This is a genomic window from Sphingobacterium sp. UBA1498 (genome assembly GCF_002325125.1).
In the GTDB taxonomy this organism is placed as follows: Bacteria; Bacteroidota; Bacteroidia; order Sphingobacteriales; family Sphingobacteriaceae; genus Sphingobacterium.
Genome location: NZ_DCRG01000029.1, coordinates 28064 through 44171 on the forward strand (window position 1 = coordinate 28064; position 16108 = coordinate 44171).

13 protein-coding genes are annotated in these 16108 nt (G+C 38.7%); 6 read left to right on the forward strand and 7 right to left on the reverse strand.

From position 1 onward, the window contains the following. Positions 1-11: 11 nt before the first annotated feature. The gene (locus tag B3139_RS16585; protein WP_293884671.1) at positions 12-527 is read right to left on the reverse strand and encodes an RNA polymerase sigma factor; all 516 of its coding nucleotides are present in this window, start codon (positions 525-527) and stop codon (positions 12-14) included. 273 nt (positions 528-800) lie between these two features. On the opposite strand from B3139_RS16585, the gene B3139_RS16590 reads away from it, so the two are divergent. Beyond that, entirely contained in the window at positions 801-1637 is an 837-nt protein-coding gene (locus tag B3139_RS16590) for a hypothetical protein (protein WP_293884672.1), read from the forward strand. A gap of 402 nt (positions 1638-2039) precedes the next feature. Here the strand turns inward: B3139_RS16590 and B3139_RS16595 are convergent, their stop codons facing one another. The 4 genes from B3139_RS16595 to B3139_RS16610 form a co-directional block, all read right to left on the reverse strand. Continuing rightward, positions 2040-3332: a DUF3472 domain-containing protein gene (locus tag B3139_RS16595; protein WP_293884673.1), complete on the reverse strand. Its 1293-nt coding sequence runs from the start codon at positions 3330-3332 to the stop codon at positions 2040-2042. 464 nt (positions 3333-3796) lie between these two features. Beyond that, positions 3797-4810 (reverse strand): N-acetyl-gamma-glutamyl-phosphate reductase, encoded by a 1014-nt coding sequence (argC, locus tag B3139_RS16600; RefSeq protein WP_209577779.1) that lies wholly within the window; start codon positions 4808-4810, stop codon positions 3797-3799. Between the two features lie 100 nt (positions 4811-4910). Next, a complete protein-coding gene (gene argG / locus B3139_RS16605) occupies positions 4911-6095 on the reverse strand; it encodes an argininosuccinate synthase (protein WP_209577777.1) in 1185 nt (394 codons plus the stop codon). Positions 6096-6278: 183 nt separating this feature from the next. After that, positions 6279-6995, reverse strand: a complete 717-nt coding sequence (locus B3139_RS16610; protein WP_209577775.1) for a GNAT family N-acetyltransferase — start codon at positions 6993-6995, stop codon at positions 6279-6281. 576 nt (positions 6996-7571) lie between these two features. Here B3139_RS16610 and B3139_RS16615 point away from each other — a divergent pair. Next, on the forward strand, positions 7572-7835 hold the full coding sequence (locus tag B3139_RS16615) for a hypothetical protein (RefSeq protein ID WP_293884674.1): 264 nt from the start codon (positions 7572-7574) through the stop codon (positions 7833-7835). 24 nt (positions 7836-7859) lie between these two features. Here the strand turns inward: B3139_RS16615 and B3139_RS16620 are convergent, their stop codons facing one another. Beyond that, the gene (locus B3139_RS16620; RefSeq protein WP_293884675.1) at positions 7860-9968 is read right to left on the reverse strand and encodes a S9 family peptidase; all 2109 of its coding nucleotides are present in this window, start codon (positions 9966-9968) and stop codon (positions 7860-7862) included. Between the two features lie 339 nt (positions 9969-10307). Here B3139_RS16620 and B3139_RS16625 point away from each other — a divergent pair, with 339 nt between their 5' ends. The 4 genes from B3139_RS16625 to recA all read left to right on the forward strand — a co-directional run bounded on the left by B3139_RS16625 (position 10308) and on the right by recA (position 14139). Beyond that, positions 10308-11933 (forward strand): S8 family serine peptidase, encoded by a 1626-nt coding sequence (locus B3139_RS16625; protein ID WP_293884676.1) that lies wholly within the window; start codon positions 10308-10310, stop codon positions 11931-11933. Between the two features lie 80 nt (positions 11934-12013). Beyond that, positions 12014-12205: a hypothetical protein gene (locus B3139_RS16630; RefSeq protein ID WP_209577767.1), complete on the forward strand. Its 192-nt coding sequence runs from the start codon at positions 12014-12016 to the stop codon at positions 12203-12205. Between the two features lie 162 nt (positions 12206-12367). After that, positions 12368-13045, forward strand: coding sequence for an endonuclease III (gene nth / locus B3139_RS16635; RefSeq protein ID WP_293884705.1), 678 nt, complete (start codon positions 12368-12370; stop codon positions 13043-13045). Between the two features lie 68 nt (positions 13046-13113). After that, positions 13114-14139 (forward strand): recombinase RecA, encoded by a 1026-nt coding sequence (recA, locus tag B3139_RS16640; protein ID WP_209577765.1) that lies wholly within the window; start codon positions 13114-13116, stop codon positions 14137-14139. Positions 14140-14447: 308 nt separating this feature from the next. Here the strand turns inward: recA and pruA are convergent, their stop codons facing one another. Next, complete coding sequence (gene pruA / locus B3139_RS16645) at positions 14448-16085, reverse strand: L-glutamate gamma-semialdehyde dehydrogenase (protein WP_293884677.1); 1638 nt, start codon at positions 16083-16085, stop codon at positions 14448-14450. Positions 16086-16108: the final 23 nt, after the last annotated feature.

A 16108-nucleotide genomic window follows, 5' to 3' on the forward strand; every position in this document is an offset into this window, starting at 1 on the left:
AACCATAACAGCTATTTTCTGTCGGAATAAATACGCGCGGTTTCGTAATCGAATAATTTTGTCAGCTGCTCTTTCACCTTTTGTCTTGCGCGCATCAGATTAACCCGCACTGCCGACTCGCCCATCTCCAATACCTCAGCAATTTCATCAATGTCATAGTCCTCAACATCGCGTAGATGCATGACAAGGCGTTGTTTTTCTGGGAGTGAATTGATCATCTTGACAATAATCTCCTTTGTATTTCCAATAGTATACTCTGTTGTCGAAACCGCCTGATATTGATTGACATAATCCGATCTAACCTTACCTCTTTTAATCCGATTTAATGCCTCATTTTTTACACTCTGCATGCAGAAAGCTTCCATGTTTTTATATTGAAGCAACTGATCTTTCAATTGCCACAACCGCATCATCACATTCTGTACTGCATCAAAAGCTTCATCATCATCGACCAAGATCCGTTTCGCGAAGCGAAATAGCTTATCCTTATGGATGAAAACGGTATTTTTAAATTGCTCTTGGTTCATGCTATCATCAATATTGAGATTTATTCTGTTTTTAATTTCTAATCGGCTCTTGCACCATCTCAATATCACCTCCGCCTTTTATATCATCAAGACATTTCAGCATATTGATTTATTACATCTAATATGACTATTTTTTTAAGATTATTTATTTCACAGTAGATTATTCCTAAATCGGTATTGAAAAAGACCTATTTTTAACCTTATTACAAACAAAACATGCATACCAACTGTTACTTAAGATGCTGAGTGATTAAAAAATTAAACAGAAAAATTATGAAGTATTACAGAATTACAGGTATTACTGCTGCATTAGCGTTGATGGCAGGCGCTATCGGATGTAACAACTCTTCTACAAAAAGTACAGATGGGGCTGACTCAAGCAGCAGTATTGATACCAATACCGCACAAAAAATGGACGCTATCACGGTTAGCCCAATTGCAGATTCCAAAGAATTTCCTGGAGCTGATCTACAGATAGCATCGATCAGTTCGGAAAAGGTAGGTACTGACTCCGCAAAAGTATCGGTAAAATATGCAATTAAAAATTTCAAGTTGACTGAAATGACCGATGATGCCCATGCTACTCACATGGCAAACTCACACGATGGACAACACATTCATTTTATTTTAGATAATAAACCTTACACGGCTCTTTATAAGCCAGAGCACTCCGTGACTGTAGCGTTAAATTCGGAGCATTATCTACTCTCTTTTTTATCGAGATCGTATCATGAGTCCATAAAAACTACTGAAGCGTCTAAGTTGGTAAAATTTAAAATTGATGCCACAGGTAAATTGACAACGGATGCAATGCCAAAGGAACCGTCGCTATTCTATTCTCGACCTAAAGGTGAGTACAAGGGTGATGAAACAAAAAATCTATTGTTGGATTTTTACTTGGTCAATACTAAACTTGCACCAGATGGAAATAAGGTCGTAGCGGATATCAACGGGCAGACATTTACATTGGATAAATGGGGGCCTTATGAAATAAAAGGCTTACCATTAGGCGATACTAAAGTAAAACTGACTTTAGTAGACAAAGAAGGTAATGCAATTACAGGTGATAATGTTTCGGTAGAACGAGATATTAAGCTCATTGAGAAATAGAGGTTAAAAAATAAAAGAGTCGCATTTTGATGCGACTCTTTTATTTTTTACCAATTATTACTAGTAATTGATGAAATTTTTTCTTTCAACGAATGAATAAATTCAGTTACATTTTTGTCAATTAGCAGCACCTCTCTTTTACTAATTATTTTTCCTTCTTCAGTAAAAAGACCGCTTGCCCCTGATCCGAATGTTTTCTTTCCAACTAAACTTAACGTTGTACTGGAGCCATATTTTACACAATCAAAAATGGGTTCGAATCGAGTTTTGCCATCTCTAAATTGCAGATCATATTTATAATGATATTGGGCATCCAACGCTCCTGTAAAAATCCCCTGTTCAACTTTAATCCAACCGCGCCCATTGATTACTAAATATTTAAAAGAAAATTAAACATAGGTTTTAAGGTAATTTATCAAAGTCAATTTTTGGAGCTTTTCCCTTATTAACAAATTCAAATTTGCTTCCTGGCTTAACGATTTCATTAAAGAAACCACCATTTTTTAGAAAATAACCATTTTTTGTTATACCACCAATTGCATCAATTCGCTGATTAGCACGGTACGTATTGTCGACACTCAATGACGCCTCTTGAACAGCCTTCCACTGCCCATCATATACCCATTGATTGCCAAACTCAACCTTTCTACCTAGATACCCTTGATTAGGGCTAAAATTCTCCAAGAAACTGTGGAATCGCTTCAGATAGGTATTCGTTTGTGGGCGTTTGAAACTTGCAATCACATTCCAGGCATTCTCTTCCGGAATAAAAAACCAAGCGGTATAATCAGTATTTCCTTTTCCATCGGGCTCTCCTTTCAAGAGAAACTTATAGGTTACCCCCGCCTTCCAAAAATACTTGCGGTAACTCTGTCCGCCAGAACCCTCGTTGCCAAATTCTCCGGAATGCACCTCTTTTCCTTTTTTCAGCAAATGGATTTTCTGTTCCTCCGGAATACTTTTCGGATCATCCGTATGGAATGGACTCCATACTGAAAAAAGAATACGCCGTTCTGTTTCCGAATTTACCTGTATACCAAAATATCCTTCTCCAAAACCGTTGGCCATAAAATAGGAACCAACTTTATCTTCTCCTGGAGGAACCGTCACCTCATTATAATAGTAGCTGACATTGCCTGCTGTAGGTACTGTGTAATTTAAATGGCAGGAAGGCCCTCTTCTGGACCAGTAATAATATTCGGGATCACTCGAGTAGATAAGACCATTGGATGCAGCCTCTCCACTAACAACTAATGCTGTTACATCGGCGAAGCGACGACCTGATTTACTTACTCCTGTTAAGTTGACCTGTACATAACCTGGAACCTTGATATCAATTAATAAAGCAGCTGTTTCCGATAGTTCAGTACCTTCTACATCTACGATCGCTTTTTTTCCCAATGCTGCGATTTCGATTTTAGATCTACCACCATCATTTTTTGCTTTCAGCTTTAGTGTTAACTTCCCTGCTTTCTGTGCTCTAAAATAGACCGATGCCACTTCTTTTTCGCTGGACCATCTCACAAGACCATTTCGACCAGAAATCTCTGCATTACCAGTTTGTCCTGCGGTAATGAAAGCATTGCCTGCAAGCGGAACTGTAAAAGTCTGTTGCGCTGTCTGCGCGATACTCGAAATTGACCCACAGAATAAGGCCCCCATAAAGAAGTACTGGATAAAGTGTTTTCTTTTCATATTTTATTTATCAATGTATATATGCACAGATTAGTATACCAACTTGGTCATTCATGCTTTCCATGAATTTAAGCTACCGTTATACCCGAAGCCCTCACATCGCCCAACTGCTATATCCGTTCTGAAATTTGACGTATAAGCTATCCTTCACTTTACTATTGAATAAGGATGGTATCGGTTCCTGAGCCGGATTATTGGATGAAGATAAGGGTTAGATTTAGAGAAAAAGAAATCAAATGTATATCAATCGATTGTGTAAAAAAACAGCCATAAAAAGAAGAAGATTCCAGCTGTAATCGATTGATGAGAAAAGGAGATAAAACGTATCAAACCACCAAGATTTGTACTACAAATGACCAATGCATAAAAAAAGTGAAGGGCTTGACTCTTCACTTTTCCACATGATGTTAATAACTATGTTAATAACATTACATCGATTGTAAGGTTATCACTGAGCTGATTAGTTAAAAACCAACGCTCTTTAAATTTAATCCTGTACGTTCATCTAAACCGAACATTAAGTTCATATTTTGCACCGCCTGTCCAGACGCCCCTTTCAGCAGATTGTCTGTTGCATTTAAAATAAGCAACTTGTTTCCATGCTTTTCGAGGTGGATAATACTTTTATTCGTATTGACAACCTGCTTGAGGTCGATATTTTTTTTGCTGACATGCGTAAAAGGGTGGGCTGCATAATACGTCTCATACACTTCATAAGCCTCTTCTTCGGACAAGTCCGTATCAACATAAATTGCCGAAAAAATTCCTCTGGCAAAATCACCACGCTGCGGCACAAAATTAATTCTTTCAGCGGCACGTTCCAGTAATGACTTGCTGGACACAGGTAAAAACCCCGCTTGAAGTTGATCCAGCGACTCGGAAATTTCCTGCAAATGCTGGTGCTCAAAAGACTTGTAGGCCGAAAGATTATTGTTGCGCCAAGAAAAATGTGTCGTCGCTCCTGGTTTCTGTCCCGCTCCCGTAGACCCAGTAGTTGCATTGACATGAAGCTGATTTGGCAACAAACCTTTACTAGCCAATGGCAACAGCGCCAACTGTATATTTGTTGCAAAACATCCTGGATTTGCAATATATTGTGCGATCTTGATTGCTTCTTTGTTTAATTCCGGAAGCCCATATACAAATTGCTGTCCTTGATAAGCCGTATTTGCCCGGAGCCGGTAATCTTGTGAAAGATCAATAATCTTCACAGATGCATCAACTGCATTTGCATCCAAAAATTTACGTGCATCGCCATGGCCAACACATAAAAACAAGACATCAATATCAGAGTGAAAATCAGAGGAGAACGTCAATTCCGTATCTCCGAATAAATCATTGTGTACTTCATATAACTTATTTCCGGCATTAGAAGCACTATTGGCAAATACGATTTCCACCTCAGGATGGTAAATCAACACACGTAATAACTCACCACCGGTATATCCTGCCGAACCAATTATCCCAACTCTTATCATTTTCTTGAATTTAGTATTTAGGTATGCTTTAAAATGTTATGCAATGCATTTTTTTCTATTAATTTCGTCATAGGGGAAAATACATTGCATAAAACATGGTTTATTTTTGATTCACTTTGTGCCAAATGATCGTTTGATTTCCAAAAATTTTGGAGAAACCTTTCACGTCGTCACCTGTATAACCTTTATTCATTTCACCGTAACTACCAAATTTATTAGACATCAAGTCATGCTCAGACTCCACACCGATAACTACAAAACGATATGGATGAAGTTCAACTATCACGCGGCCAGTCACAGTCTCTTGTGAGGATTGTAAGAATGCTTCGATATCGCGCATCACCGGATCGTGCATCTGACCTTCGTGCATATAATTACCGTAGAAAGCAGCGATCTGATCTTTCCAGGATAATTGCCATTTGGTTAAGGTATGCTTTTCTAAGGTGTGATGTGCCTTAATTAGAATCACTGAAGCTGCGGCTTCAAAACCCACACGCCCTTTGATACCGATGATGGTATCTCCGACATGAATATCACGACCGATTCCATAAGGTTGAGCAATAGCTTGCAATTCCTGAATGACCTTAACAGAAGCCATTTTTTCTCCGTTTAAAGCTACTGGCTCGCCCTTTTCAAAATCTATTGTAATTTGCTGTGGTTCTGAAGAAGTCACTGGAGTCGGCCAAGCCGATTCTGGCAGATATTGATTGGATGTCAATGTTTCTGCTCCACCAACAGAGGTACCCCAAAGTCCTTTATTGATCGAATATTTCGCTTTTTCGGCGGAATATTCAACCCCATGTTTGTTCAAATATTCTATTTCTGCTTCGCGGGACAATTGTAGATCGCGAATAGGCGTAATAATTTCAACCCCTGGGATTAACGTCTGGAAAATCATATCAAAACGCACCTGATCATTTCCTGCACCTGTAGAGCCGTGGGCGACACATTCAGCGCCGATTTGCTTTGCATAGTTTGCGATAGCAGTAGCCTGACATACACGCTCGGCAGACACTGACAATGGGTAAGTCGCATTCTTTAGCACATTACCGAAGATCAAGTATTTAATAGTTTCGCGGTAATAGTCTGCTGTTTCGTCAATCGCCGTATGTGATTTTACACCTAATGCATAAGCACGTGCCTCAATATTCTTCAATTCTTCATCCGAAAAACCACCTGTATTTACAACGACGGAATGAACCTCTAAACCTAAATCTTGCGTAAGATAAATACAACAAAACGAAGTATCTAATCCTCCGCTGAATGCTAAAACTACTTTTTTCATTGAGATAAATTGTTTTTTTATTATGCTGAAACTCTTCTTAAGCGACCGGCTTTAATTAAGCCTGAAGCCTGCTGTTTCATCACTGTTCATTATTTATTTTCAATGGCTGCTAAGCCAGTTGACATACTATGTATGAAATTGCGGAGAACGATGTATGACATCAAATCGCTCCTATTAAACTTATCAAAATCCCTTTGCGACTTTATTGTGCTTAGACAAATTGATAGACGCAAACTTGTTTGCCGATTTCCAGAACTTCGCCTGTATACGTTTTAACAAAGATTGTTTTTGTGTAATTCTTTCCAAGCGTTCCTTGGCTTCATGCTTACGCTGGATCTTCTCACGCAATTCACGCTCTTTTTCTTCCGGGTCCCAAAGCATGGCTGTGCACATACAATTTTTACGGTCTTTACTCATCAGGATCTCATAGTTGACACAACTCTGGCAGCCCTTCCAGAATTCATCATCTGTAGTCAGTTCGGAATATGGAACCGGTTCGTAACCCAATTCCGAATTGATTTTCATTACGGCGAATCCCGTTGTCAAGCCAAAAATCTTTGCTTTGGGGTATTTTTCACGAGAAAGGTCAAAGACTCTTTTTTTGATTGCTTTGGCCAAACCTACTTTTCGGAATTCGGGATTGACAATCAGACCGGAGTTGGCAACATAATCACCATGTCCCCAAGTTTCTATATAACAAAAACCTGCCCATCGGCCATCTTTATGTAAAGCAATCACTGCTTTACCTTCATTCATTTTGTTGGCAACGTACTCTGGTTTACGACGCGCAATACCAGTGCCACGAGCCTTTGCAGACTCGAACATTTCGTCGCAAATAACCTCTGCATAATGTGCATGCTCAGGTTTAGCCGGGATAATTAAAAAATCTGATATAGTCATTGACTTACGACCCTAATAATAAAACAACAACTACCGCCGTGTTTTGTTGACTAAATAAATTAAAATAACGGATTCAAAACCATCGGACAATCATGGTCTTACTTGGAAAGATTCACTACCTCAAATCAAGCCCGAGGTAGTATGGGTCGTCGGAAGCGTAAAACAGGTATTTCTACGAAAATGAAAGCACAGAAGACCTTCTTCATAAACTTTTCAAAAGTTTGCGTATAAGAATAATCTTTCTTTTTGTTCTGTTTCATTTTTTTATGATCTGTCAATTGTTTCTGACGATGCAAATGTATAAAAATATTTTTTTCTTTTCCACAATATTCTCATTGATTTTTTGCAAAAATTAAAAATTCAAAATCTAACATAAAGGCTACTATGTAAGCTTCATTTTCAAGCGATTAATCCGCAACAATACGGGACTATACTGCACATATTAGCGATGTTAATTTAACAATAAAACAGATAAAGGTTTAACGCTTTATCAATTGAAATTGTTGTTTTCTCTATAGGTTCGTTATTTTTAGTCAAAAACGATACTTTTGTAAGGATCATTTAATGGAGAATAATATGTCACCGAGTTTAATTTTCTATATTATTTTTGCGGTCCCTTACATTGTATTTATGTATTGGCTCGTTAAACAAGACAAGCATAAGTATGCCTGGGGGATAGCAATCATTACTATCGTTGCCATATTGGCTATATACGTGTCGCAGAAAGCCAGTAAAGTGGCAATGGACAATTATCAACAGCATCAGATAGATTCGAGAGAAATCGAAAGAGAAGAGCGTTTACAAAAACAACAGGATAGTATTAATCATGCTCAACAATAAAAAAAGCGGTTAATACCGCTTTTTTTATTGTTCGTTTGCATAGTCTGGAATAATTCCTTCCAATTTAAAGAGAAAAGCATATTCCAATGCGATTTCCTTTAAATAGTCAAACCGACCAGAGGCTCCACCGTGGCCATAATCCATATCTGTTTTCAAGAGTAAAACCGCATCCCCAATTTTTGTTGCACGCAGTTTGGCCACCCATTTAGCCGGTTCAAAATACTGCACCTGACTATCGTGTAGCCCTGTGGTAACAAGCAAATTTGGATACTCTTTCGGTTCAATATTCTCGTAAGGCGAATAGCTTTTCATATAAAAATAAGCCTCCTCATCATTTGGATTACCCCATTCATCATATTCATTTGTCGTCAACGGTATTGTATCGTCCAGCATCGTATTCACAACATCCACAAAAGGAACCTGAGCTATAATGCCATGGTATTGCTCGGGTGCAATATTAGCAACTACTCCCATTAGCAGACCTCCGGCACTCCCCCCTTGCGCATAGAGATGTTCCGATGTACAATAATGCTGGTCAATCAAATATTGACCACAATCCACAAAATCATAAAAGGTATTCATCTTGTGCATCATTTTTCCCTCTTCATACCATTGACGCCCCATTTCTTCTCCACCTCTAATATGTGCCAAGGCGTAGATAAATCCACGATCCAGTAAACTCAGCCTATTGCTTGAAAAAGTAGGATCCATCGAAGCCCCATAGGAGCCATATGCATATTGCAATAAAGGGGCTGTGCCATCCAGTTTGGTTCCTTTCTTATATACAATAGATAGAGGTACCCGAACACCGTCTCTTGCAATAGCAAAGATACGTTCGGTAATATAGGCTGCTTGGTCATACCCCCCCAAAACTTCCTGTTGCTTCAATAATACTTTACGCTGTTCGGCCATATCATACTCGTAAACCGAATTTGGCGTCACTAAAGAGGTATAACCATATCGTAACTTATCACTGTTGTATTCAACATTAATACCCGGGTATACCGTATAGGCAACTTCTCCGAAATCCAAATAGTGCTGATGCTTACTCCTTAAATTATAAATTGCCAATTGGGTCAATCCATTTTTCCGTTCAGCAATCGCCAAGAAATCCTTAAATTCTTCGATATCACTGATCAATACATCTGGTCGATGGTCTAAGAATATTTGCCAATGAATACGCTCGGTGCGATCCAATGGACATTGCATGATTCGAAAATTAATAGCCCCATCATTCGTAAGAATTAAAAACCGATCTTCCAATACAACAACAGAATAAAGAACATCGTGAATCCTAGGCTGAAAAACACGAAATGCTGACTGCGGGAAATCCGCATTCAATAACCAGATTTCCGAGGATAATGTTCCCTCCGAGTTGATAAAGATATATTTTCCATTTTTCGATTTACCAACTGCAATATAATTTGTGTTATCTTTTTCTTCATAAACAGCCACATCCGAAGCCGGATCACTTCCCAATGTATGCCGCATAATCTTTTCACTGAGCAACGTAATAGGGTTCTTTGCGGTATAAAAAAGGGTTAGGTTATCATTTCCCCAAATTGCCGCCCCCTCGGTATTCCTTATCTGATCGGGGAAAATTGCTCCAGTTTCCAGATCCTTCACATATATGGTATATTCTCTACGGGAAACGGTATCTACACTAAAAGCGAGCAACCGGTTATCCGGACTCACTGAAAATCCTTTTGCTGTGTAATATGCATGTCCCTGAGCAAGCTGGTCTACATCAAGCAATACTTGTTCTTCGGCATCGAGTGTACCCTTTTTCCGACAGAATTTAAAATATTGTTTTCCCTCTTCTGTCCGGCTATAATAATAGTAGCCGTTTTTATAATAAGGCACTGACTCATCTTTTTCTTTAATACGGGATTTAAGTTCATGAAATAGATCTTCCTGCAGGTGCGCAGTATCTTCAAGCATCAAGTTGGTATAAGAATTCTCTTCCTCTAGATAATCAATCACTTCTTGCGCTTTTTCTCCCTTTTTAAAGTAATCGATCATCCAGTAATAATCATCTTGAACAGTATCATTATGTACCTTTCTGATATGGGGATAAACAGCTGCTTTTGGGGCCATCACGTTAGGCCAATATATTTTTTTATGGTGTTGCATGCTCTTTTAATATGCTATTTTGATGAACTCTTTTTAGGAAACGGACTGTTTCACTGGAGTAAAACAGAATTTGTTTATAAATGGGTTGAATTTAAGATATTTCTTCAACAGTTCGGCGTGAAGGGATAGATTATAGGCACTTTTAATAAAAATTAACAGTTTCAGAAGAGCCATTAGCATTATCTTTGCTATCCTACTTCAGTCGGGTGTTGTTGCACTTACCTGCGTAGGAAGAACATGCGCAGGAAGAAAATTTAATATAAACAGAATAGCTTATCATGGTGTCATAGCTTCATTGAAAAAAATGAGTGCAGACACCTTATCAATAATTATTTGCATATGAATTTAAAGAAATCACTATATCTCATTACTTTAGGCGCTTTACCCCTCTTTTCTTTCGGGCAGTCGGATACCATTCCAGCAAATTGGTTCAATCTGGATTATAAAACGGATGGGGTTATGGGAATCAGTACCGAAAAAACATATAAAACTTTGTTGAAAGGGAAAAAATCTATCCCAGTCATTGTTGGTGTACTGGATGGTGGGGTGGATATTCATCATGAGGATCTCAAAGATGTGGTGTGGATCAATACCAAAGATACTCTCGCCAATGGTGTGGACAATGATGGCAATGGTTATATCAACGATAAATACGGCTGGAATTTTATTGGAAACGCTGATGGAAAGAATGTTCAGTTTGACAACTTGGAATTGACAAGGCTGCTTAAGGCATTGGATCAAAAATTTGCTAACATCACAGCTGCATCTGAGCTCAATGACGTAGGCCGAAAAGCCTTCGCCAACTATCGAAAGATGACTGCTGAATATAAAAACAAACTCGAAGAAGCGAAAATGGGACAGTTTTCATATGACGCGCTTAAACGCAATATAGATGCTGTCGTGCGTGAAATCGGCAAGAAACCCGAAGACATCACGCAAGAAGATATAGACAATTTTAAAGCAACCTCGAGCACCCAACGGATTGCACTTGGCTATGCAAAAGATGAAATACAAAATGGTGGTTTTGCCAAATTTTTCGATGATATTACCGAAGGCGCAAAATATTTCAATAACCAGGTAGATTACCATTTAAATAAAACGTACAATTCTCGACCTATCGTTGGTGATGATTACGAAGATGCTTCGGAGCGATACTATGGTAATGCCGATGTGAAAGGGCCAGACGCATTACATGGAAGCCATGTGGCGGGAATTATTGGTGCAAAACGTAATAACAACATTGGTATTAACGGAGTAGCAGACAATGTTAAGATACTCACCGTTAGACTTGTCCCTGATGGTGATGAGCGCGATAAAGATGTGGCAAATGCGATTCGCTATGCAACAGACAACGGCGCAAAAGTAATTAATATGAGCTTCGGAAAGGGTTACACCTATAATAAACAGACGGTAGATGATGCAATCAAATATGCTGAATCAAAAGATGTATTGATGATCCATGCCGCAGGGAATGACAGTGAAGATAACGATATTGAGCCTAATTTTCCGATGAAATATTATACTGATGCAAAAGGGGATACAACCGGAGTTGCCAATGCTTGGATCACAGTAGGTGCAACTGGCCTCCACCTGGACAACGAACTTCTTGCGGATTTTTCCAATTATGGCAAAAAAACTGTCGATGTTTTTGCACCTGGTGTGCGCATCAATTCAACCATACCGGATTCGAAGTATAAAGAAGAACAGGGTACTAGTATGGCTGCTCCCGTTGTTGCCGGTTTAGCCGCAATGATCCGTTCTTATTATCCAACTTTAAGTGCTGTGGAGACCAAAAAGATTATTATGGAATCTGTGGAAAAGCCAGACCAACTGGTACGCGTGAAAGTTGGTGAAGATGCAACAAAAACGGTTCGCTTAGCCGATATATCCGTCACTGGAGGTATTGTCAATGCCTATAATGCCATCATTAAAGCAGAGGAATATACCAATAGAAAGAAAAAATAAATATTTTCTCGTTTTTTATACCAAAACCATCTTTTGTCCGTTTAATTATTTAACTTACAGAGACAAAACACAAGATGCTTATGGTAGAAAATTTTACCCAATCAGAAAACGAAGTTCAAAATTTGATCACCCAAAATGAAAAGGTAATGACAGACGAGGACATTGAAAATGAATTGAAACTTCAATTACCAAAAATGTTGCTTCATCCAAGCAAAAGATGTATTAAGAATATCCTCGCATATTCTAAACAACTGGAAAAAAGAAAGGCCTAATCTCGAGATTAGGCCTTTCTTTTTTAAACTTACATCGCTAGTAACAATTGGTCTAAACCAGCGACAGTTTTTTTGCACCTTGCAATCTAAGGGTAGATTATTCCCCATGTAATGCATTCCAAAATTTCTTTTTTGATGGAAATTTTGGCTAGTTTTGAAGCAATGTTAAAACAAGAACGATACAAGGCTTTCGTAGATTATTTCTCCAAAAATAGTCCTGATGCACAGACAGAACTCAATTATGGTAATGCATTTGAATTACTTGTTGCGGTTATTTTATCTGCACAGTGTACAGATAAAAGGATCAATCAGGTTACGCCCAAATTGTTTGAGCGCTATCCCGATGCACATAGTTTGGCAGCTTCTAGCGTAGAAGAAGTATTTAGCTATATACGATCGGTAAGCTATCCGAATAACAAAGCTAAACACCTTGTCGGCATGGCTAAAATGCTGCTTGAGCAGTTCGACAATAAGGTGCCGGAAAAAATCGAGGATCTTGTGAAACTTCCGGGCGTTGGTCGAAAAACTGCTAACGTCATTTCTTCTGTCGTCTACCATAATCCAGCGATGGCCGTAGACACACATGTTTTTCGTGTAGCAAATCGTTTAGGCCTAACCTATCGCGCCACAACGCCGTTGGCCGTAGAAAAACAGTTGGTGAAAAACTTGCCTAAAGATACGATTGCGATTGCGCATCATTGGCTAATTTTACATGGACGATACATCTGTCTAGCCCGAAAACCACGCTGCGAGAAATGCCCGATCACTTATATGTGCAAATATTTCGAAAAAAATCATCGTATCAAAAGTGTTTCGGATAAGCTAGAAATAAAAAGCTAATTTTTTTAGTGAATAATAGTTGGTTTATGATTTTTAATTTTTAATTTTGAGAAATATATACTAAAAATATGAGCAACACAGATAAACTAAAAGCGTTACAGCTGACGTTAGATAAATTAGAGAAGAACTTTGGAAAAGGTTCAATTATGAAATTAGGAGATACTGCTGTTGAGCCTATCGAGGCTATTTCTACAGGATCTCTTGGTTTGGATATCGCCTTAGGGATAGGTGGTGTACCAAAAGGCCGTATCATTGAAATATATGGACCAGAATCTTCAGGTAAAACTACTTTAGCAACACACATTGTTGCCGAAGCACAGAAAAAAGGCGGTATTGCAGCTATCATCGATGCTGAACATGCTTTTGATAAATACTACGCTCAAAAATTAGGCGTAGATGTGGAGAATTTATTGATTTCTCAACCAGATAACGGTGAACAAGGTTTAGAAATTGCGGATAACCTAATCCGTTCTGGAGCAATCGACGTTATTGTTATTGACTCCGTTGCAGCTTTGGTACCAAAAGGCGAAATCGAAGGTGAGATGGGTGACTCTAAGATGGGACTTCAAGCTCGTTTAATGTCCCAAGCTTTACGTAAGCTGACGGGTACAATTTCAAAAACAAACTGCTGTTGTATTTTCATTAACCAGTTGCGTGAAAAAATTGGTGTAATGTTTGGGAACCCAGAAACGACAACGGGTGGTAACGCACTTAAATTCTATTCTTCTGTTCGTTTAGATATCCGTCGTACATCACAAATCAAAGACTCTGATGAAGTATCGGGTAACCGCGTAAAAGTTAAGATCGTAAAAAATAAAGTAGCCCCTCCATTCCGTATCGCAGAATTTGATATCATTTTTGGTGAAGGTATCTCTAAGGTCGGTGAAATCATCGATTTAGGTGTTGAATACGGCATCATAAAAAAGGCAGGTTCTTGGTTTAGCTATGGTGACACGAAACTAGGACAAGGCCGGGATGCTGTCAAATCCTTGTTATTCGACAATCCTGATTTAATGGATGAACTTGAGGGAAAAATCCGCGCCGAAGTAACAGGAGAAGATCCTATGCTTAACGTCGAGGAAAACGAAGACTAGTTGCTGTAAAAATTAGTATAATGTAGGTAGCCATTCTGTATAGGATGGCTACTTTTTTATAGGACCTATTTTTAACCTTGCCACAAGGTTAAAAAGTTCAAAGACTGAGTCCGTAAAGCTACAAGAAATCGAATACTATTATGTTCACAATCAAACGCACTAAAAAATTCGCTGAACGCGCCTAATGCTATAATAAAAATTAATCCTATGCAAATAGAATAAATGTGCGTAGAGAAGTGAAATTCTTTTAAAAATAGAAAAGGACGCTTTAAGCGTTCTTTTCCATTTATCAAGGTAGCTTCGCTTCCTTATTCTCCTTTTTCCAAGAAAGGATATTTATAATCTGTATCCGGATTAAATGTCTCTTTGATTGTACGTGGAGACACCCAACGAAGCAAGTTGATCATTGACCCGGCTTTGTCATTTGTACCAGAACCTCTAGCACCACCAAAAGGCTGTTGACCTACGACAGCACCAGTACATTTGTCATTCACATAGAAGTTACCCGCAGCATGTCTTAATTTATCTGTCGCTAAATTGATAGCATAACGGTCCTGTGCAATAATGGAACCTGTCAGAGCATAAATGGAAGTTTTGTCGACGATAGCTAATGTTTCTTCAAACTGAGCATCCTCGTAAACATATATAGTCAAAACTGGCCCGAACAACTCTTCAACCATGGTCTCGTAATCTGGCTTTGAAGCTTCAATAATTGTTGGATGAATGAAATAGCCCTTAGATTTATCGTAAGTACCACCGACTACAATTTCTGCATCAGTAGATTCTTTAGCTCTATCGATATATTTTGCCAATTTATCAAATGATTTCTCATCAATAACAGCATTGATAAAGTTTGTAAAATCTTCTGTTCCACCGATTGTAAATGACTTCACATCGTTCGTCATAGATTCTTTCAATGCAGGCCACAATGATTTAGGAATATAGGCACGTGATGCTGCTGAACATTTTTGACCTTGGTATTCAAAGGCGCCACGAACCAATGCCGTATTAGCAACTTTCAGATCTGCCGAGGGATGAACAACGATAAAATCCTTACCACCTGTCTCACCAACAATACGTGGATACGTTTTATATCGGTGAATATTATTACCAATCGTTTTCCAGATATCCTGGAATACTCCTGTTGAACCTGTGAAGTGAATACCTGCAAAATCAGGGTGTTGGAAAATCACATCACCTGCATCAGGACCAGAAACGTATACCAAGTTAATAACTCCATCGGGAAGTCCGGCTTCACGGAAGATCTTCATTAGTACATTCGCCGAATAGATCTGTGTATTGGATGGTTTCCATACCACGACATTTCCCATCATGGCGACACATGAAGGTAAATTACCTGCGATAGCTGTAAAATTAAATGGGGTTAATGCAAATACGAACCCCTCCAGAGGGCGTTGTTCCACACGGTTCCAAACACCTTTTCCTGAAATAGGAGGTTGTTGCTTATAGATCTCAGTCATGTATTGCACATTAAAGCGCAAAAAGTCAGTGATTTCACATGCTGAGTCGATTTCTGCCTGATAGGGGTTTTTAGATTGCCCCAACATCGTCGCAGCATTCAGCTCATAACGGTATTTTCCTGAAATCAATTCAGCAGCTTTTAAGAAAATCGCCGCACGATCTTCCCATGCAAGATTTTCCCAATCTTTTTTTGCTGTTAAAGCGGCATTGATTGCGTCTGTTACGTGAGATTTATCACCTTGGTTGTATTGACCTAAAATATGTTGATGGTCATGTGGAGGAGCTATTGTTACTTTTTTAGAAGTAGTGATTTCTTTACCGCCAATATACATTGGGATATCGATCTGTTTTGAACGTGCCTCATCAATTGCTGCTTTCAACAATTTGCGTTCTTTTGTTCCGACAGCGTAAGTATACACCGGTTCATTGGTAGGAACAGGAACTGTAAAAAATCCTTTAGACATATTACAAGTATTTATTATTCAAT